This is a genomic window from Serinicoccus profundi (assembly GCF_008001015.1).
In the GTDB taxonomy this organism is placed as follows: domain Bacteria; phylum Actinomycetota; class Actinomycetes; order Actinomycetales; family Dermatophilaceae; genus Ornithinicoccus; species Ornithinicoccus profundi.
In genome coordinates this window covers 2,183,745-2,202,927 of sequence record NZ_CP042862.1, presented here as the reverse complement: position 1 = coordinate 2,202,927, position 19,183 = coordinate 2,183,745, and the positions used below count along the sequence as shown (strand labels likewise).

Here is a 19,183-nt window from a genome sequence, read left to right as displayed (position 1 = left end):
GCCCCCGACGCGGCTGCTACCGTCCTTTCATGCGAACGCTTCGCAACAAAACCGGTGTCCTGGCCTCCTCCGCGGTGGTCGCGGGTCTCGTCCTCGTCGGCTGCACGGATCCCACGGCGACGCCCGGCGGTGACGCAGGGGCGCAGTCCTCGGGGGAGGTGTCGGAGGTGCTCATCGCGACCGGCGGGGAGCCCGACAGCTTCAACCCGGTGCTCGGGTATGCCCGCTGGGGCGACGGCAAGGTCGTCGAGGGACTGATCCGGCTGGGCGTCGACCTCGAGCCCGAGGCCGGTCTCGCCGCGGACCTGCCCGAGGTCTCCGACGACGGACTGACGTATGACTTCACCCTCCGTGAGGGCGTGCGCTTCCACGACGGGCAGCCCCTGCGCGCCGAGGACGTGGTGGCGACCTACGAGGCCGCCCTCGACCCCAGCAACGCCTCGCCCGTGGCCGCCGACCTCACGGCCCTCGACACGGTCGAGGCGGTGGACGACCTGGCGGTGCGCTTCACCCTGGAGCACCCGCAGTCCGCCTTCGTGACGGCCACGACCCTCGGCATCCTCCCCGCGGACGCGGTGGACGCGACCTCGCCGCAGGACGTCGTCGGCACCGGGCCCTACGAGGTCGAGAGCTACCGGGCGGGGGAGCGGCTGACCCTGACGTCCCACCCCGACTACTGGGGGACGCAGCCGGAGGTCACGAGCGCGACCTTCCTTTTCGTCGACGACGACGCGGCGCGTGCCGCCCGGCTCGCCTCTGGCGAGGTCGACGCCGCGTTGCTGCCGACCCAGGCGCTCGGGCGCTTCGCGGAAGACCCGGCCTTCGACGTGCTCCGCCGCGACACCGCCGACTTCCGCGCCCTCGTGCTCCCGGAGGAGGGGCCGGTGAGCGGCGATCCTGCCATCCGGGCTGCACTGCATACCGGGCTCGACCGCGAGGCCCTCGTGGAGGGCGCGCTGGCCGGGGCCGGACGACCGGCCTTCGGGCCGATCCCACCGGAGGCGCCCGAGTACTCCGACGTCCTGGAGGTCGAGGCCGACCCGCGCGCCGCCGAGCAGGCCCTCGACGAGGCCGGCTGGGTCGTCGGCAGCGACGGCATACGGGTCCAGGACGGGCAGCGCGCCAGCCTGACGCTCATGTACCCCGCCGGCGACACGCTGCGCCAGAACATCGCCCTCGAGGTGCAGGCCCAGGCCGCCGAGCTCGGCATCGAGGTCGAGCCGGAGGGGCTCAGCTGGGAGGCGATCGAGCCGCGCATGGCGACCGACGCCCTCGTCTACGGCACCGGCAACCCCTACAACGCCGACCTGTCGACCTACCCCCTCTTCCACTCCTCCCGCGCCTTCCAGGGTTTCGACAACCCGGGCGGCTACTCCTCCCCGGAGATGGACGCCGCCCTCGAGGAGGGTCGCGCCGCGCAGGAGGAGGCGGCGCAGGTGGCGGCCTATGCGCGGGTCCAGGAGCAGCTGGCGCAGGACCTGCCCTGGGTCTTCCTCGCCTACGTCGAGCACGACTACGTCATCCGGGCAGACACGTGGTCGGGGTATGACGTGCCGCTCGTCGAACCGCACGAGCACGGACTCCAGGGCGGGCCCTGGTGGAACCTCCCGGCGTGGACGACCGACCCGGGATGAGCATCGCCGCTCGGTCACGCCACGTGTCGGCCCCGCTCGGCCGCCTGGTCCTGGGGCGGCTGCTGCTCCTGCCGCTGCTCGTCGCGGTCGTCACGCTGGTGATGTTCGCGCTCGCGCAGCGCACCCCCTTCGACCCGGTGCTCGCCGCCCTGGGGGAGCGGGCGCTGACGATGGATGGCCCGACGCTGGAGGCCATGCGTGCGCGGGTCTCCGAGGTCGGTCCGGTCCAGCAGTGGGCCGCCTGGTGGGGCAACGCGCTGCAGGGTGACCTCGGTGTCTCCTCGAGCCAGCGACTGCCCGTCGCCGCCGTCATCGGCCAGCGGCTCCCGTGGACCCTGGGCCTCATGTCCGTGGCCCTGGTGCTCGCGGTGGTGGGCGGCATCGTGCTCGGTGGCCTCGCCGGCACCCGACCCGGATCGTGGGCCGACCGGCTGGTGGGCGGCGGGCTGCTCGGGGTCCAGTCGGCGCCGCCCTTCTGGCTGGGGCTGGTGGCCGTGTGGGTCTTCGCCGTCTGGCTCGAGTGGTTGCCGACCGGCGGGGCGACCGCACCGGAGACCGATGCGGTCGAGGCGGCGGACGTGGTGCGCCACGCCGTCCTGCCGGTCTGCGTGCTCGCGCTGTCCCAGCTGCCGTGGTTCGGGCTCGTGGTCCGCGACGCCACCCGGGACGCCCTCGCCGGGCTCCCGGTCCGCGCGGCCTGGGCCCGCGGCATACCCACCGCACCGCTGCTGCGTCAGCACGCGGTGCGCCCCGCGCTGCTGCCCCTGGTGACGGTGCTCGGGGTGCGGGTGCCCGAGCTCATCACCGGTGCCGTCCTCGTGGAGACGGTCTTCTCCTGGCCCGGCGTCGCGAGCGCCACGGTCGACTCCGCCCTGCGGCTCGACTTCCCGCTGCTCGCCGCGCTCACCGTGCTCACCACCGTCATCGTCGTGCTCGGCAACCTCGCCGCCGACGTGGCCTACCGCGTCATCGACCCGAGGGTGGGGGAGCGCGATGGCTGAGCCGTGGCGCACCGTCGGCGCTGAGCGCTCCCGCCCCTGGGCTGGGACCGATCGTCGGGCCGGGCGGCGGCCGGCGAGCCGATGGTGGATCGCCCTGCTCGCCGTGGCCGTCGTCGTGCTGCTGCTCGGGGCTGGGGCCGAGTCGCAGCGCGCCGACTTCACCCGGGCCTTCCTCCCGCCCTCCGCCCACCACCCCTTCGGCACCGACCAGGCCGGCCGGGACCTGCTCGCCCGCAGCCTTGCCGGGGCGCGGGTGTCGCTGCTCGTCGGGCTCGTCGCGGCGCTGGTCTCCAGCGTGGTCGGCGTCGTCGTCGGCAGCCTCGCCGGCTCGCTCGCCTCCCGCGCCGGCGGTCTCGTCGACGGCGCCCTCATGCGGCTGGTGGACGCCGTCAACGCGTTGCCGCACCTCGTGCTCGGCATCGTCATCGTCGCCCTGCTCGGCCCGTCGCTGAGCAGCGTCGTCCTCAGCGTCGCCCTGACCCACTGGACGACGACCGCGCGACTGGTGCGGGCCGAGCTGCTCGCGCTGCAGGGGGCGGGCTTCGTCGAGGCGGCCGTCGGGGCCGGCGCGGGCCGGTGGTGGGTGCTCTCGCGGCACCTCTTCGCGCACGTCGCTGGGAGGGTCGTGCTGGCGACGGTGCTCATGGTGCCGCACGCGATCATGCACGAGTCGGCCCTGAGCTTCCTCGGTCTCGGGCTGCCCGACGACCAGGCCTCGCTCGGCACGATCATCGAGCAGTCGCGCACGGCGGTCCTCGCGGGTCACTGGTGGCCGGCGGTGCTGCCCGGCCTCCTGCTCGTCCTGCTCAGCCTGGTCGTCTTCGCCCTCGCCGAGCGGCTGCGGCCGGAGTCGAGGGGACGGGCATGAGCGGCCATGGGTATGCCGCCCCCGCCCCGGCCCCTCGCGCCGAGCCGGGACCGGCCGGCGCACCGCCGTCCGCTGGGGGGCTGCGGGTCAGCGGGCTCGGCGTGGCGCTGCCCGACGGTCGCGGGGCGCACCACACCGTGCTGGAGCAGGTCGACCTGGAGGTCCCGCGGGGCCGCCTGGTCGTGCTGCTCGGGCCCAGCGGTGCGGGCAAGTCGACGCTCGTCGCGGCGCTGCTGGGCCTGCTGCCCGCCGGGTCGCTGGTCCGCGGTCACGGCTGGTGGACCGAGGACGATGCCGAACCGCTGGAGCTCGTGGACCCCGGCGGAGTTGCGCGCGAGCGGGTGCGCGGCCGGGTCGCGGCCTGGCTGCCCCAGGCCCCTGTGAGCGCCCTCACCCCGGTCCTCACCGTGGGCCACCACCTCACCGAGAAGGCCCGGGTGCACGTGCCCCGGTCGCGGGTCTCCCGAACCGTGGCGCAGAGCATGCGGCGGCACGACGTGGAGCGGGAGTGGTGGGGCCGACTGCCCTCCCAGCTCTCCGGCGGGCAGGCGCAGCGGGTGTCCAACGCGCTCGCCCTGCTCGGTGACCCGGGTCTCGTGCTGGCGGACGAGCCGACCACCGGCCTGGACCTGCCCCGCGCCCGCGCCGCGGCCGAGGGTCTCGCCGCCCTGGCCCACGAGGAGGGGCGCGCCGTGCTCGTCGTGACGCACGACCTGCGGCTGGCCGAGCAGGTCGCCGACGGCGTCGTCGAGCTGGACGGCGGCCGCGCGCGCGGCGACGGCGGCGGCGCCCCGGTCCAGGAGGTCGTCGCCCGCGCCCGTCGGGCCACCCACCTGCTCGCACCGCACCCGACCTCACACCGGCCGGCCTCCGTACGCGCCGAGCACCGCCCGGCCGGCCCCGAAGCCGAATCCGTCCCCGGCCCCGGCCTCGCCGCGGTCGACCTCACCCTGCGGCGCGGACGCGGGACGCTGGTCCGCAACCATGTCAGCCTGCACGTCCGCCCGGACCGCACCACGGGCCTCATGGCCCCCTCCGGGGCAGGCAAGACCACGCTGCTGCGCACGCTTGCCCTGCTGCATCGCCCCTCGAACGGCCAGGTGCGCCTCGACGGGCGGCCGATCCACGGCACGGGGTATGCCGTGCCCCCCGAGGTACGCAGACGCATCGCCTTCGTGCCCCAGGACCCACGTCAGGGCGTCGATCCCCGGTGGACGCTCGCCCGCACACTCCTCGAGCCCGCCCGGCTCGCGGGGCAGCCGGTCGACGACACCACGGCCGCCGAGCTGCTGGACTGCGTGGGGCTCGCGCCCGAGCTGGCTGGCCGCCGGGCGGACGAGGTGTCCGGTGGCCAGCTGCAGCGGGTGGTGCTGGCCCGGGCGCTCGCGCTGGAGGCCGACTACCTGCTGCTCGACGAGCCGACCTCGATGGTCGACGCGGCGACGGCCCGGGCGGTCGTCCGTGCCGTCCACGAGCACCAGCACCGCACGGGGTGCGGGGTCCTCGTGGCCTCCCACGACGAGGAGCTGCTCCGCACCTGGTGCGACGTCGTCGTCCAGTGGTGAGCTCCGGCGCCCCGACCTCCCGACCACCCTCGCGCGCGGCGGCGCGCCCGGTGAGCGGGCCGCATACCCGCTCGCTGCCGGGGACGCGCCACAATGGGGCCATGAGCCCCGTCCCGTCCGTGTCGAACTCCATCACCGTCCGGCTCGAGCTGCCGGCCCGCGTCACCGCCGTCTCCGAGATCACCACCGCCGTGGCCGAGGTCGGCGGCATGGTCACCGCGGTCGACATCAGCGACTCGGGGCCGGAGCGGCTCCAGGCCGACCTGACGATCGCGACCTACGGCACCGACCACGCCGCCGAGGTCGTCGCGGCCATCGGCTCGGTCGACGGGGTCGAGATCGGCCGGGTCAGCGACCGGACCTTCCTGGCGCACCTGGGCGGCAAGCTCGAGGTCAAGTCCAAGCTGCCGATCCGCAACCGTGACGACCTCTCGCTGGTCTACACCCCCGGGGTGGCCAAGATCTGCCAGGCGATCGCCGACAACCCCGAGGACGCACGCAGCCTGACCATCAAGCGCAACACCGTCGCGGTGGTCACCGACGGGTCGGCCGTCCTCGGGCTCGGTGACATCGGCCCGCTCGCCGCGATGCCGGTGATGGAGGGCAAGGCGGCGCTGTTCAAGCGGTTCGCCGACATCGACGCCTTCCCGATCTGCCTCGACGCCCACGACAGCGACGAGATCGTCAGCATCGTCAAGGCGCTCTCGCCCGGCTTCGCCGGCATCAACCTCGAGGACATCTCCGCCCCGCGCTGCTTCGAGATCGAGGCCCGGCTGCGTCGCGAGCTCGACATCCCCGTCTTCCACGACGACCAGCACGGCACCGCCATCGTCGCGCTCGCCGCCCTCAAGAACTCGCTGCGCGTGGTCGACAAGGAGCTCGGTGCGGTCAAGATCGTCATGTCCGGCGCGGGTGCCGCCGGGTCGGCGATCATCCGGCTGCTGCTCAAGGCCGGTGCCGCGGAGGTCGTCGTGGCCGACGTCGACGGCCTCGTCCACGCGGGGCGCGACGACGTCGTACGCGGCGACAACGAGAACCTCACCTGGATCGCGGAGCACACCAACCGCGCCGGCAGCATCGGCACCCTCAAAGAGGCGCTGGCCGGGGCCGACGTCTTCATCGGGGTCTCGGCGGGCAACATCCTCACCGGTGACGACATCGCCACGATGAACTCCGACGCCATCGTCTTCGCCATGGCCAACCCCGTGCCCGAGGTGGACCCCGCCGACGCCGGGATGCACGCGACGGTCGTCGCCACCGGCCGCAGCGACTTCGCCAACCAGATCAACAACGTCCTCGTCTTCCCCGGGGTCTTCCGTGGCCTGCTCGATGCGCAGAGCGACCACATCGACGACGAGATGCTGCTCGCGGCGGCGAGTGCCCTCGCGGACGTCGTCGGGGCCGATGAGCTGAACCCGACCTACATCATCCCCAGCGTCTTCAACCCGCAGGCGACCAAGGCGGTCGCGCAGGCCGTCGAGAAGGCCGCCCGCGCCGCGCGCGAGGCGACGCACTGACCAGCACCGCCTCCGCTCGACCGCCCGGTCTCGACCTCGTCGTCGTCCTCGGGTGGTTCGCCCTGCTCGTCTCCCTGCTCGTCCAGGGATTCGGCCTGTATGCCCCACGGATGCCCGGTCCCGACGGCGTCCCGGGCCTGGACAAGGTCGGCCACCTCGTCGCCTTCGCGGTGCCCGCCGCCCTGGCCTGGTGGCTGAGGGCTCGGTGGCTCGTGCCGGTCATGGTGCTGCACGCGCTCGTGAGCGAGCCGCTGCAGCACCTGGTCGCGCCGAGCCGGCAGGCCGAGCTGCTCGACGCCGTCGTCGACCTGATCGGGGTAGCACTCGGGGGTATGGGTCGCCGCGACGGCCCGGCGCCGCTGGGGTCATGATGGGGACATGGGTGAGATCTCGACGCCTCCGCGAGCACCCTCATGAGCGGCGCGCGCCACCACCAGGGGGAGATCACCGGCCAGCTGCTCGTGGCGACCCCGCTGACGGGCGACCCGTTCTCCGGGTCGGTCGTGCTCGTCCTGCACCACGACGAGGAGGGAGCACACGGCCTGGTGCTCAACCAGCCCCTCGACGCGGGCGTCGACGCCGTGCTGCCCGAATGGCAGCCCTTCGTGACCGACCCCGGCGTGCTCTTCCGTGGGGGGCCGGTCGGCCGGGACACCGCGATGGGCCTGGTCAGCGTGCCGGGCCACCGGCCGGGCGACGCGCCGCTGGGCACCCAGCTGCTCTTCGGGGGCATCGGCCTCGTCGACCTCGACGCACCGGCACCACTCGTCGTGCCCGAGCTCGGGGCGTTCCGGATCTTCGTCGGCTACAGCGGCTGGTCGGCCGGACAGCTCGACTCCGAGATCCGCCACGGGGCCTGGGCGGTCGTGCCTCGCGAGCCGCGCGACCCCTTCCACGAGGACACCACCGACCTCTGGCGCGAGGTGCTGCTGCGCCAGCGCTCGTCGACGTCCTTCCTCACCACCTGGACCGAGCACCCCGAGCGCAACTGACGTCACCAGCTCGGCGCTCGCGGCCGGGCTCGCGCGACCCGCGATGTCGTGGGTGGACGCCTGGGCGGCCCGGCCCCACGCGCACTCCTGCGCGGCGAAGCTCAGCCGCCGCTACCGCTGCTGCCGCCGTCCTTGCCGCCGCCGCCGTCCTGCGGCTCGCGGAGACCCTCGTAGATCTCCTTGCACTGCGGGCATACCGGGAACTTCTGCGGGTCCCGCCCAGGGATCCAGACCTTGCCGCACAGCGCGATCACGGGGTTGCCGCTGAGGGCCGACTCCATGATCTTCTCCTTGCGCACGTAGTGCGAGAAGCGCTCGTGGTCGCCCGGCTCGGACAGGTCGGGCTCGACCCGGGTGTCCTCCCGCTCGAGGACGGCGGTCTGCGTGGACGGCGCCGTGGGGGCCTCGGGGGAGTCGAGGGGCTGCTGGGACATGCGCACGATCATGCGCCCCAGTCTAGGCGCGCCCGGCGCCGCCCTGCCCGCCGGCGGGAGGTGCGGCATACCACGACCGGGGTCGGTCCACAGGCAGCGGGAGGGGCGGTGAGTCGGATCCGAAAACCGCCTATCCTGAATCGCCGATGTCGACCTCAGCTGCCTCCCACCTGCCACCCGCCTACCCCGAGCGTGCCGCCTGGGGGACCGCGGGCAAGCTGCGTGCGTGGCAGGCGGCGGCGCTGGAGACCTACCTCGCCGATCGGCCCCGTGACTTCCTCGCGGTGGCGACACCCGGCGCGGGCAAGACGACCTTCGCGCTGCGGGTCGCGACCGAGCTGCTGGACCGCGGCGAGGTGCAGCGGATCACCGTCGTGGCGCCCACCGAGCACCTCAAGACGCAGTGGGCCGAGGCGGCTGCCAAGGTGGGCATCCGGATCGACCCGCGCTTCGCCAACGCCCAGGGCCGGCACAGCCAGGACTTCGACGGGGTCGCCGTGACCTACGCCGGGGTCGCGAGCAAGCCGCTGCTGCACCGGGCGCGCACCGAGGCCGCGCGCACCCTCGTCATCCTCGACGAGGTGCACCACGGCGGTGACGCGCTCTCCTGGGGCGAGGCGGTGCGCGACGCCTTCGAGCCGGCGACCCGGCGGCTCGCACTGACCGGGACGCCGTTCCGCTCCGACACCGCGGCCATCCCGTTCGTGCGCTACGAGATGGACGCCGAGGGGATCCTGCGGTCTTCCGCGGACTTCACCTACGGGTATGCCGACGCCCTGCGGGACGGGGTCGTGCGCCCCGTGCTCTTCCTGTCCTACGGCGGCACCATGCGCTGGCGGACCAAGGTCGGTGACGAGCTCGAGGCCCGGCTCGGTGAGCCCCTCACGCAGGACGTCACCAAGCAGGCGTGGCGCACCGCGCTCGACCCGGCGGGCGACTGGGTGCCGGCGGTGCTACGGGCCGCCGACAAGCGGCTCACCGAGGTGCGCCGGCACGTCGAGGACGCCGGCGGCCTGGTCATCGCCACCGACCAGCGCTCGGCCCGCTCCTACGCCAAGCAGCTGCGCGAGATCACCGGTGAGGCGGCGACGGTGGTGCTCTCCGACGACGCCGGCGCCTCCGCGCGCATCGAGGAGTATGCCTCCGGGGACTCCCGCTGGATGGTCGCCGTGCGCATGGTGTCCGAGGGTGTCGACGTGCCCCGGCTCGCGGTCGGGGTCTACGCCACGTCGACCTCGACGCCGCTGTTCTTCGCCCAGGCCGTGGGGCGCTTCGTCCGCGCCCGGCGCCGGGGCGAGACCGCCTCGATCTTCCTGCCCAACGTGCCCCTGCTGCTCGGGCACGCCGGCAGCATGGAGCTAGAGCGTGACCACGCGCTCAACCGCAAGGACACCGGCGAGGACCAGCTCTGGTCGGAGGAGGACGGCCTCCTCGAGCAGGCCCAGGCGGCCGAGGGTGCCTCCGACGACCTCGAGGGCAGCTATGAGGCCATCGGCTCGGACGCGGAGTTCGACCACGTCCTCTTCGACGCCGAGCAGTTCGGCCTCGGGGGGATGCCGGGGTCGGAGGACGAGGACGACTACCTCGGGCTCCCCGGGCTGCTCGAGCCCGACCAGGTCGCGACCCTGCTGCGGGAGCGGCAGAAGAAGCAGGTGGGCCGGGACGGCGGGAGGGCTCGTGCCGAGGCGGTCTCGGCCCACCGGGCCCTGGCCGAGCACCGCAAGGAGCTCAACAAGCTGGTCTCCGCCTACGCCCAGAAGAAGGGCCAGCCGCACGCCGTCGTCCACGCCGAGCTGCGCCGCACCTGCGGCGGCCCCGAGCTGGCCACCGCGACCTCCGACCAGGTCCAGTCGCGCATCGAGACGATCCGGCGCTGGTTCGTCGGCCGGCGCTGAGGCATACCTCGCCTCGCCCTTGCTCTGCGAGCGGACTCACCCTCCTGCGCAGCCGACCGGGGCACGCTGACTCTGCCCCCAGCCGACATGAGCACGCTGACTCCGCTGGATGCACCATGGCCATGGTGTAGGCAGAGCACCAGGCTTGCTCAGGTTGCTCACGAGGAACGCCGGCTTGCTCAGGTGCAGGCGGAGAGGGCACCGCCCGTGAACGGGCCCGGGAGAGCGCCGGGGCGAGGTCCTCGGTAGCGTTCCGGTCATGGCGAGGAGCAAGCGGCCCGGGGTGGGTCGGGGACCGACGCTCCCGCCGGGGCCGCGCACGCCCGCCCTCGTGCAGACGGTCCAGGCGTTCACCGGGCGGCAGGCGGCGTTCGAGCGGCACCGTCGACGGTATGGCGATCCGTTCACCGTCTCGATGCTGCCGGGACCTCAACGGCTGGTGATGTTCAGCGAGCCGGCTGCGATCAAGGAGATCTTCGCCGGCGACCCGGTGCAGTTCAGCGGGGCCCTCGGCAACGAGATGCTGCGGGCCGCGATGGGGGACAGGTCCGTCATGCTCAACGACGGCGAGGCTCACCGCGCCATCCGCCGCTACCTCATGCCGGCCTTCTCCCCAGCGGCCGTGCGCAGCTATCGACCCATCGTTGAGCGGGCCGCCGCCGCGGAGGTCGCATCCTGGCGACCGGGGCAGACCGTGTCCGCCCTGGAGCGGATGAGCAGCCTGACGCTCGACGTCATGACCGAGATGGTGCTCGGCGCCAGCGACCCCCGATCCCTGGCCGAGCTCCGACCACGGTTGCTGCGCCTGGTGGAGGTCGACCCGGTGGTCGTCGGTGGGTGGCTCTACCCGCGGCTGCGCGCCCTGCCCCCGTGGAGGGGCCACGCCCGCAACCTCGCCGCCATCGACGACCTCATCGAGGCCGAGATCGCCGACCGCAGATCTTCGGGGTCGCCCGAACCGGCGCCCGATGCTGCGGCCGAGGGCGCAGATGCCGCCGACCTCCTCGACCGCCTCATCCGGGTGGGTGCCGAGGACGGTGAGCCACTCACGGCGGCGGAGATCCGGGACCAGGTCGTGACGCTGCTGCTCGCCGGCTACGAGACGTCGGCCTCGACCATCGCCTGGACCCTGCACGAGCTGGGCCGTGACGAACGGGTCCGCGCGCGGGCGCGCCGAGCCGCGGACGAGGGCGACGACGACTACCTCGAGGCCTGCCTGCAGGAGGCCATGCGGCTGCACCCGATCATCGACTACGTCGCGCGCACCCTGCGCAGCGACGCCCGCGTCGGCGGCGTCGACCTCCCGGCCGGGGTGACGGTGGCCCCGGCGATCCTGCTGGCCCACCACGACGAGCATGCCTTCGAGGACCCGCACGCCTTCCGCCCCGAGCGTTTCCTGGGGGAGGGGCCCGCGCCGCATACCTTCCTTCCCTTCGGTGGCGGGGTCCGCCGCTGCATCGGCGCGGCCTTTGCGTTGATGGAGGGTGTCGTCGTGCTCCGGGAGGTGCTGCTCAGGGTGGACGTCGTGGCCGACGCGCCAGCACCGACGCGGCTGCGCAACATCACCAACGTGCCCGGCGACGGCGCGCCGTTGCGGCTGGGACCCAGAGCAGCCGGCTAACGACCGGCCGCGGCGGCGACCAGCGGCATGGTCCGCCATGGTATGCGCGTGGTCAGGGCGATGAGCGTCGAGGACCGTTCGACGTGCTCGTGACCGTCGACCGCGTCGATGACCCGCTGCAGGTCGGCGTTGTCGCGGGCCACGATCCGGATCATGAGGTCACCGGAGCCGGTGATCGTGTGCGCCTCGAGGACCTCCGGGATCGCCTGCAGGTGCTCCAGCACCGGCCCGCCGCCGGTGCCCTGCCGGATCTCCAGGGTGGTGAAGGCCGTGACCGGCCGACCGAGTCCGGCCGGGTCGAGCCGGGGCGCGAAGCTCGCGATGACGCCGCGCTCGCGCAGCTTGTCCAGCCGGCTCTGCACCGTGCCGCGCGCGACCCCGAGGATGCGCGAGGCCCCGAGCACGCCGACGTGGGGATCGTCCTCGAGCAGGGTGAGCAGCCGGGCGTCCAGGTCGTCGATGACAGCAGACATGGACACAGTGTGCAGTATGCCCGCGCAGACCCCCATCCCCCTGCGCACTCTGCCCAGCGACTCGGGTCGCGGTTGCCACGGGTGTCCAGGCGCGACACCCTCGCACCATGACTACGGTGTCCGACTCGAACCACCTGACCGCCCAGGAGCGCGAGGCCGACCTCGAGCTCGACCAGCTCAAGCAGCTCGTCGGGCTGGTGCCCTACGACGAGACCACGGATGTCTTCCCGGTCACGGGATGGGACGCCATCCACTTCGTGGTCGGCAACGCCACGCAGGCCACGCACTACTACCAGTCCGCGTTCGGCATGGAGCTGGTCGGCTACTCCGGCCCGGAGACCGGCAATCGCGACCACAAGGCCTTCGTCCTGAAGTCGGGCTCGATCCGCTTCGTCATCAAGGGCGGCGTCGACCCCGAGAGCCCGCTGCACGACCACGTGCGCCGGCACGGCGACGGCGTCGTCGACATCTCCCTCGAGGTCCCCGACGTCGACCGGTGCATCGAGCACGCACGCTCTGTCGGCGCGACCATCCTGCTGGAGCCGGAGAACCGCAGTGACGAGCACGGGACCGTCCGCGTCGCCGCGATCGCCACCTACGGTGAGACGCGGCATACCCTCGTCCAGCGCACCCTCGACGGCCAGACGTATGACGGCCCGTATCTGCCCGGGTATGTCGCGCGGAGCAGCGGCTACGTCAAGCGCGAGGGCGAGCCCAAGCGGCTCTTCCAGGCCCTCGACCACATCGTCGGCAACGTCGAGCTCGGCAAGATGGACGAGTGGGTGACCTTCTACAACAAGGTCATGGGCTTCACCAACATGGCCGAGTTCATCGGCGACGACATCGCCACCGACTACTCCGCGCTGATGTCCAAGGTCGTCGCCAACGGCAACCACCGGGTGAAGTTCCCGCTCAACGAGCCGGCCATCGCCAAGAAGAAGAGCCAGATCGACGAATACCTGGAGTTCTACCGTGGCGCCGGGGCCCAGCACCTCGCCGTCGCGACCGGTGACATCCTGGGCACGGTCGACCACATGCGGGCCAATGGCGTGGAGTTCCTGGAGACGCCGGACTCCTACTACGAGGACCCCGAGCTGCGCGAGCGCATCGGCGAGGTCCGCGTGCCCATCGAGGAGCTGCAGCAGCGCGGCATCCTGGTCGACCGCGACGAGGACGGCTACCTGCTCCAGATCTTCACCCGCCCCGTGCAGGACCGCCCGACCGTCTTCTTCGAGGTCATCGAGCGGCACGGTTCGCTCGGCTTCGGCAAGGGCAACTTCAAGGCGCTCTTCGAGGCGATCGAGCGCGAGCAGGACAAGCGCGGCAACCTCTGAGCGACTCGCTCCGCCTCGGCCCCGGTGCTCCCTGCGCCGGGGCCGAGCTGCGTCCGAGCGGGTTAGGGTCGCAGAATGCCGGAGTCGCCTCAGCAGTGGTTCGCGCGGGTCAGCGAGGCGGTCGCCCGTGAGGGCTACCGCGAGAGCGACCTGCAGCAGTGGAGCTCCTGGCCGTGGATCGGTGATCTCTCGCCCAAGGCGTTGGACGCACCGGTCGACGCCGAGCCGCCGCGGCGAGGGGCCGGTGGGGTGGAGTGCGGTCAGTGCGCGGGAGCCGCGTCTTTGGATCCTGGGTATGTCGTGTGGCACGACGATCTCTTCTTCCTCGGGTTGCCCTTCGAGCCGCGAGGTCTTCCGTTCGCGCTCTTCCTCATGCCGCGACGCCACGCCGAGCTGGCGACACTCACCGTGAAGGAGGCCGCTCGTCAGGGTGAGCTGCTGGCAGCGATCGACGCGTCCGCTCAGGCGGTCCTGGACGTGCCCCGGATTCAGGTGGCGCTGTGGGGCGATGGGTCCGAGCACCTGCACTGGTGGCTCTACGCGCGCCCCACGGGAATGCTCCAGCTGCGGGGGACCTTTCTCTCCCACTGGGACAACCTGCTGCCTGCTGCCCCGGCGGCCGAGTTCCGGGCTGACCAGGTGCTCGTGGCCCACGAGGTGGCCCGTCGGGCGGGCGGTGAAGCGGTGCCGGTCTGAGGTGGGCGCGCGGCTAGGCTGAGGCCCATGAGTCAGCAGGCAGGGTGGTACGACGACCCCCAGGACGAGCAGAACCTCCGCTACTGGGACGGCGTGCAGTGGTCCAACCACACCGCGCCCAAGCAGAAGCCCAACCTGGAGCAGGCGGGCCAGACGCGCGCACCCGAGGTCGGCGGCGTGGATCAGACCGGTCAGCAGCAGGGGTGGGGCCAGCAGGCACCGGGGCAGGGCTACGGCCAGCAGGGTGGCCAGGGGCAGTCCGGCTGGGGTCAGCAGCAGGGCTGGGGGCAGCAGGGTCAGGGCGGCTACCAGCAGCCCAACCCCTATGCGGGCCAGACGGGCCAGAACCCCTACCAGGGCCAGTGGCAGGGCGGCCCGGTGCCCGGCGGCTACCAGCCGCAGCTCGGCCCCGCCACCCCGGACGGTCAGCCGCTGGCCGGGTGGTGGCACCGCGTGCTGGCTCGGCTCATCGACGGTCTCCTGGCGCTGGTCCTCACCACCGTGCTGGTCATGCTCACCGTGACCCCTGAGCTGAGCGCCGAGCTGGAGGACTTCGTCTTCGACCCCGACCCGCTGCGCGTCGTGCCCGTGGTCGTCGAGGACTGGATCCTGCGGCTGGGCCTCATGACCGCCGCCGCGGCCATCGCCTACGAGGTGCTCCTGGTCAAGTTCTTCGGCGGCACCGTCGGCAAGCTGGTCACCGGTCTGCGCGTCCGGCTCCGCGACGAGCCGGGGCTGCCCACCTGGCGGGCGGTGCTGCTGCGCTCGGCGGTCTACCAGGGACCGAATCTCCTGAGCAGCCTGGTGCCCGTGCTGGGCTTCCTCGGGCTGTTCACCCTCATCGACGTCCTGTGGCCGCTCTGGGACGGCAACAAGCAGGCGCTGCACGACAAGGCGGCTGGCACCAACGTCGTCAAGAAGCGCTGAGGTTCAGCGCGCCGGCGCGATCGTGCCGGTGACCTCGGCGAGGCCGATGACGCTGCCGTCCGGCCCGGGTGCGGTCGCCGTGATGGTGACGGTGTCGCCGTCCTCGAGGAAGGTGCGGGTCCGGTCGTCGTCGAGGCGCAGGGGCTCGGTGCCGTTCCAGCTCAGCTCGAGCAGGGACCCGCGCTCACCCAGCTCGGCGCCGGAGACGGTGCCGGAGGCGAAGACGTCGCCGCTGCGGACGACCGCCCCGTTGACCGACAGGTGCGCCAGCATCTGGGTGGGTGACCAGTACATCGTCCGGTAGGGGGGACGGGACACGACGGTGTCGCGCAGCCGGACCTCCAGACTCAGGTCGAGCCCGAAGAGCTGCTCGCCGAGCAGGTACGGCAGCGGCTGCGGGTCCTGCGCCGGCAGCGGCACCCGGGCGGCGGCCAGGGCCGCCATCGGGGTGATCCAGGCCGCGATCGAGGAGGCGAAGCTCTTGCCGAGGAACGGTCCGAGCGGGACGTACTCCCAGGCCTGCAGGTCGCGGGCCGACCAGTCGTTGAAGAGGGCGACGCCGAAGAGGTGGTCGGCCGCCTCGTCCACGGTGAGCCGGCTGCCGAGAGCGGTGGCGCCGCCGACGACGAAGGCCAGCTCGGCCTCGATGTCGAGCTTGATGCTCGGCCCGAAGGTGGGCTCGGCGTCCTGTGGAGCCTTGCGCTGACCGGTCGGGCGCACGACGTCGGTGCCGGAGACCACGACGGTGGAGGAGCGCCCGTGGTAGCCGATCGGCAGATGCTTCCAGTTCGGCGTCAGCGGCTCGCCGTCCGGGCGGAAGATCGCGCCGACGTTGCTCGCGTGGTGCTCGCTGGCATAGAAGTCGACGTAGTCGGCGACCTCGATCGGCAGGTGCTCGGTGAGCTCGGTCAACGGCGTGAGGTATGCCGTGAGCTCCTCCCTCCGGTCGGCGTCACCGAGGGCGTCCTGCAGGTGCGCCCGCAGACCCGCCCAGGCCTGCGGGCCCAGGTCGAGGAAGGCGTTGAGCGTCGGCCCGGTCAGGGCGTCCGCCCACGGGGTGCCCGCGGTGACGGAGGCGAGGTCGAGCGCGTGGTCGCCGACGCGGACGGCCAGCCGCGGCGTGCCATCCGGGGTCTCGCTCACCGCACCGAGGGGGAGGTGGTGCAGCCCGAAGGGATGGTCGGTCGGCAGGTCCAGGGGGTGGGTCACGGCATCATCCTGTTGAGTCTGGGGCCAGGGCTTGCCTCCGGGAGGAGGCCGAGCGACACGAGGTCGCGGATCGGGTCGAGGACGCCGCAGCAGCCGAAGGAGGAGACGACCTCTCGGGTCACCTGCATCTGCTCACCGCTCCAGCCGAGGACCTCGGCGACGAGGGGCTCGTGGTCGCGCTCGCCCAGGACGGCCACCGCCTCGTCGAGGTCGGCGCCGGCGGCGACACGGGCGGCGGCGACGAGGACGTTGAGGCACCCGTGCTCGTGGTGCCCGTCCACCTCCGTCGGAAGGGCGTGGTGCAGCCCGCCGGTGAGCTTGACCGGCAGGCCGTGCTCGTGGGCGGTCACGAGGAAGGCGGCCAGCTCCTCCGCCGACGGGGGTGCGGCCTGCGCCGTGGCCTGCGTGCGCAGCTTGGCCAGCACCGTGCAGCCCTCGGCCCGGGCGCGGCCCAGGTCGGCCATCGCCGGCTTGTGACCCACGCGGGGCAGCTCCACGGCCAGGGGCCGACCGAAGGTCAGCGCCTCGCGCCAGCCGTCCGTCCCGTCGTGCGCGAGCTCGACCCCCCACAGTCCCAGGAGCGGCACCCCCGCACCGACGACCCGGTGCACGGCGTCGAGCAGGTCCGGCACCGGGGTGCCCGCCCGGGCCACCACGCTGACGTCGACGTCCGGCTCACGCCCTCGGGGGTGGGCCGCCGCCACCTCGGTCAGCTCCGCGACGTGACCGACCCCCACCAGCAACGGGCCGACGAGGTCCCCGTAGCCCCCGTCGAGAAGCTCGAGGTGACGTCGCCAGGCGACCGCCACCGGTGCCTCGCCGGGCGGGAAGACCGCGGCGTCGTCGATCCACCGACGGAGGGCGATCCGAGGAGGCGGGCGGACTGTTGACATGCCCGGCACCATACTGGATCGTGGACGACAAGAGAACAGTTCCGCCCGATAACCGGACGGAGTCTCAGGTGGAGTCCGAACGGTCGCTCCACCGCACCGGCAGGACTCGAGACTCGACGAGGAGACCACCGTGGTCCACTACGCCCGCACCGGCCTCGTGCCCCCCAAGCGGCACACCCAGCACCGCGACGAGCAGGGCAACCTCTACTACGAGGAGCTCATGGGGGAGGAGGGCTTCTCCTCCGACTCCTCGCTGCTCTACCACCGCAACATCCCCTCGGCCATCGCCGACGCGCGCGTCTGGGAGCTCGGTGATCACGCCACGGTCCCCAACCACCCGCTCGTGCCGCGGCACCTCAAGTTGCACGACCTCTTCGTCGACGAGTCCTCGCCGACCGGCCTGGAGGCGGGGGTCGATGTGGTCACGGGTCGCCGGCTCGTCCTCGGCAATGCCGACGTCCGGCTGCTCTACGTCGTGGCCGACACCCCGAGTCCCTACTACCGCAACGGGATCGGCGACGAGTGCGTCTACCTCGAGCGCGGTGGCGCCCGGGTCGAGACGATCTTCGGGTCCTTCGACGTGGCGCAGGGCGACTACGTCATGATCCCGCGCGCGACGACGCACCGCTGGATCCCCCTCGTGGACGGCGAAGACGGTTTCACCGAGCCGTTGCGGGCCTACTGCATCGAGGGCAACAGCCACATCGGCCCGCCCAAGCGCTACCTCTCCCGGTTCGGCCAGCTGCTGGAGCACGCGCCCTACTGCGAGCGCGACCTCCGCGGCCCGCAGGGGCCGCTGCTGGCCGAGGACGTGGGGGCCGACCGCGACGAACCCACGGAGGTCTACATCAAGCACCGTGGCGGCGGCGAGCACTCGACCGGTGGCCTGGTCGGCACGATCTACACCTACCCCTACCACCCCTTCGACGTCGTCGGCTGGGACGGTTGCCTCTACCCCTACGTCTTCAACATCGCCGACTTCGAGCCGATCACCGGCCGGGTCCACCAGCCGCCGCCGGTCCACCAGGTGTGGGAGGGCCACAACTTCGTGGTCTGCAACTTCGTCCCGCGCAAGGTCGATTACCACCCGCTGTCGATCCCGGTGCCCTACTACCACTCCAACGTCGACTCCGACGAGATCATGTTCTACGTCGACGGCGACTACGAGGCCCGCAAGGGCAGCGGCATCGGCAAGGGGTCGATCTCGGTGCACCCGGGCGGGCACGCCCACGGGCCGCAACCCGGCGCGACCGAGGCCTCGATCGGGGTGGAGTACTTCGACGAGACCGCCGTCATGGTCGACACCTTCCGACCGCTGGAGCTGGGTGAGGCCGGGCGGGCGAGCGACGACGGCGCGTATGCCGGCAGCTGGGGCCGTGGGCTGGCGGCCGGCGGTCGGTCCGCCGGGTCGGGCCCTGACGAGGTCTTCACCACCAGCTGATGTCCGATCCGACCGTGTCCGGCGAGCCGCGCGCGAGCGCCCCGGAGACCGCGCAGACCCTCGACCGCGGGCTGGAGGTCCTGCACCTGCTCTCCCGGTCCTCGGGCGGGCTCACGGTGACGGCGCTGGCGACCGCCCTCGGCGTCGGTCGCGCCGTGATCTACCGTCTCGTCGCCACCCTGCAGGCCCGCGACTACGTCATCCGCACCGAGGACGGCCGGGTCCGGCTCGGGCTCGGGGTCACCCGCCTGCACCTGGCGGTGCGGCCCATGCTGGCCGAGGTGGCGACGCCGATGCTGCAGGCGCTCGCCGACGAGGCCCGGGCCACGGCTCACCTGACGATCGCCGAGGGGGAGCAGGCGTTGGCGGTCGCGGTCGTCGAACCGACCTGGAGCGACTTCCACGTGTCCTACCGGGTCGGCAGCCGCCATCCGCTCTCCCGTGGCGCCGCGGGGCTCGCGATCCTGCGGGCCAGGGACGGGGAGCACGGACTCGCCGTCACCTCCGGCGAGCTGCAGTCCAGCGCGCACGGACTGGCCGTGGCCATACCGGACCTGCCCGGCCTCGAGGCCTCCGTGGGTGTGGTGGCCCTGCAGGAGCTCGGTGCCCCCGGCGTGGGCGCCGCCGTGCAGTCGGCGGCCGCGGCGATCTCGGCGGCGCTGCGCGGCTGAGCGCCCCGTGCC

The 19,183-nt window shown here is 72.8% G+C and carries 18 protein-coding genes; 14 read left to right on the top strand and 4 right to left on the bottom strand.

Translation table 11 applies throughout. From position 1 onward, the window contains the following. The first annotated feature begins 29 nt into the window (after window positions 1-29). The 7 genes from FA582_RS10190 to FA582_RS10160 all read left to right on the top strand — a co-directional run bounded on the left by FA582_RS10190 (window position 30) and on the right by FA582_RS10160 (window position 7,577). A complete protein-coding gene (locus tag FA582_RS10190) occupies window positions 30-1,634 on the top strand; it encodes an ABC transporter substrate-binding protein (protein ID WP_029540910.1) in 1,605 nt (534 codons plus the stop codon). Beyond that, window positions 1,631-2,635: an ABC transporter permease gene (locus FA582_RS10185; RefSeq protein ID WP_051125158.1), complete on the top strand. Its 1,005-nt coding sequence runs from the start codon at window positions 1,631-1,633 to the stop codon at window positions 2,633-2,635. Before FA582_RS10190 ends, FA582_RS10185 begins: the two co-directional genes overlap by 4 nt. Then, a complete protein-coding gene (locus tag FA582_RS10180) occupies window positions 2,628-3,503 on the top strand; it encodes an ABC transporter permease (RefSeq protein ID WP_010147756.1) in 876 nt (291 codons plus the stop codon). Before FA582_RS10185 ends, FA582_RS10180 begins: the two co-directional genes overlap by 8 nt. Next, window positions 3,500-5,068 carry an ABC transporter ATP-binding protein gene (locus FA582_RS10175; RefSeq protein ID WP_010147755.1) on the top strand — a complete coding sequence of 523 codons (1,569 nt, stop codon included), beginning with the start codon at window positions 3,500-3,502 and terminating at the stop codon, window positions 5,066-5,068. The genes FA582_RS10180 and FA582_RS10175 overlap by 4 nt, the downstream gene beginning before the upstream one ends. A gap of 101 nt (window positions 5,069-5,169) precedes the next feature. Further along, the gene (locus tag FA582_RS10170) at window positions 5,170-6,585 is read left to right on the top strand and encodes an NAD-dependent malic enzyme (protein WP_010147754.1); all 1,416 of its coding nucleotides are present in this window, start codon (window positions 5,170-5,172) and stop codon (window positions 6,583-6,585) included. A 110-nt stretch (window positions 6,586-6,695) separates the two neighbouring features. Continuing rightward, on the top strand, window positions 6,696-6,956 hold the full coding sequence (locus tag FA582_RS10165) for a VanZ family protein (protein WP_147899809.1): 261 nt from the start codon (window positions 6,696-6,698) through the stop codon (window positions 6,954-6,956). Between the two features lie 42 nt (window positions 6,957-6,998). After that, window positions 6,999-7,577 (top strand): YqgE/AlgH family protein, encoded by a 579-nt coding sequence (locus FA582_RS10160; protein WP_010147752.1) that lies wholly within the window; start codon window positions 6,999-7,001, stop codon window positions 7,575-7,577. Between the two features lie 101 nt (window positions 7,578-7,678). Here the strand turns inward: FA582_RS10160 and FA582_RS10155 are convergent, their stop codons facing one another. Then, entirely contained in the window at window positions 7,679-8,023 is a 345-nt protein-coding gene (locus FA582_RS10155) for a DUF3039 domain-containing protein (protein ID WP_010147751.1), read from the bottom strand. 134 nt (window positions 8,024-8,157) lie between these two features. On the opposite strand from FA582_RS10155, the gene FA582_RS10150 reads away from it, so the two are divergent. Both FA582_RS10150 and FA582_RS10145 read left to right on the top strand, forming a co-directional pair. Further along, window positions 8,158-9,906, top strand: a complete 1,749-nt coding sequence (locus FA582_RS10150) for a DEAD/DEAH box helicase (protein WP_010147749.1) — start codon at window positions 8,158-8,160, stop codon at window positions 9,904-9,906. Between the two features lie 259 nt (window positions 9,907-10,165). After that, a complete protein-coding gene (locus tag FA582_RS10145; protein ID WP_141567616.1) occupies window positions 10,166-11,527 on the top strand; it encodes a cytochrome P450 in 1,362 nt (453 codons plus the stop codon). Here FA582_RS10145 and FA582_RS10140 read toward each other — a convergent pair. Next, entirely contained in the window at window positions 11,524-12,000 is a 477-nt protein-coding gene (locus FA582_RS10140; RefSeq protein ID WP_010147747.1) for an Lrp/AsnC family transcriptional regulator, read from the bottom strand. The genes FA582_RS10145 and FA582_RS10140 overlap by 4 nt on opposite strands. 107 nt (window positions 12,001-12,107) lie before the next feature. Between FA582_RS10140 and hppD the strand changes: the two genes are divergently transcribed. The 3 genes from hppD (at window position 12,108) to FA582_RS10125 (ending at window position 14,957) form a co-directional block, all read left to right on the top strand. After that, window positions 12,108-13,334, top strand: a complete 1,227-nt coding sequence (gene hppD, locus FA582_RS10135; RefSeq protein ID WP_033228967.1) for a 4-hydroxyphenylpyruvate dioxygenase — start codon at window positions 12,108-12,110, stop codon at window positions 13,332-13,334. 75 nt (window positions 13,335-13,409) lie between these two features. Beyond that, entirely contained in the window at window positions 13,410-14,030 is a 621-nt protein-coding gene (locus tag FA582_RS10130) for a hypothetical protein (RefSeq protein WP_010147745.1), read from the top strand. Window positions 14,031-14,057: 27 nt separating this feature from the next. Then, entirely contained in the window at window positions 14,058-14,957 is a 900-nt protein-coding gene (locus FA582_RS10125; protein ID WP_010147744.1) for an RDD family protein, read from the top strand. A gap of 3 nt (window positions 14,958-14,960) precedes the next feature. Here the strand turns inward: FA582_RS10125 and fahA are convergent, their stop codons facing one another. Further along, complete coding sequence (gene fahA / locus FA582_RS10120; RefSeq protein WP_010147743.1) at window positions 14,961-16,166, bottom strand: fumarylacetoacetase; 1,206 nt, start codon at window positions 16,164-16,166, stop codon at window positions 14,961-14,963. After that, window positions 16,163-17,059 carry a hypothetical protein gene (locus FA582_RS10115; RefSeq protein ID WP_010147742.1) on the bottom strand — a complete coding sequence of 299 codons (897 nt, stop codon included), beginning with the start codon at window positions 17,057-17,059 and terminating at the stop codon, window positions 16,163-16,165. Before FA582_RS10115 ends, fahA begins: the two co-directional genes overlap by 4 nt. Before the next feature lie 130 nt (window positions 17,060-17,189). Between FA582_RS10115 and FA582_RS10110 the strand changes: the two genes are divergently transcribed. Next, entirely contained in the window at window positions 17,190-18,500 is a 1,311-nt protein-coding gene (locus FA582_RS10110; protein WP_010147741.1) for a homogentisate 1,2-dioxygenase, read from the top strand. After that, window positions 18,500-19,171, top strand: a complete 672-nt coding sequence (locus tag FA582_RS10105) for an IclR family transcriptional regulator (protein ID WP_010147740.1) — start codon at window positions 18,500-18,502, stop codon at window positions 19,169-19,171. The genes FA582_RS10110 and FA582_RS10105 overlap by 1 nt, the downstream gene beginning before the upstream one ends. The last annotated feature ends 12 nt before the right edge of the window (window positions 19,172-19,183 follow it).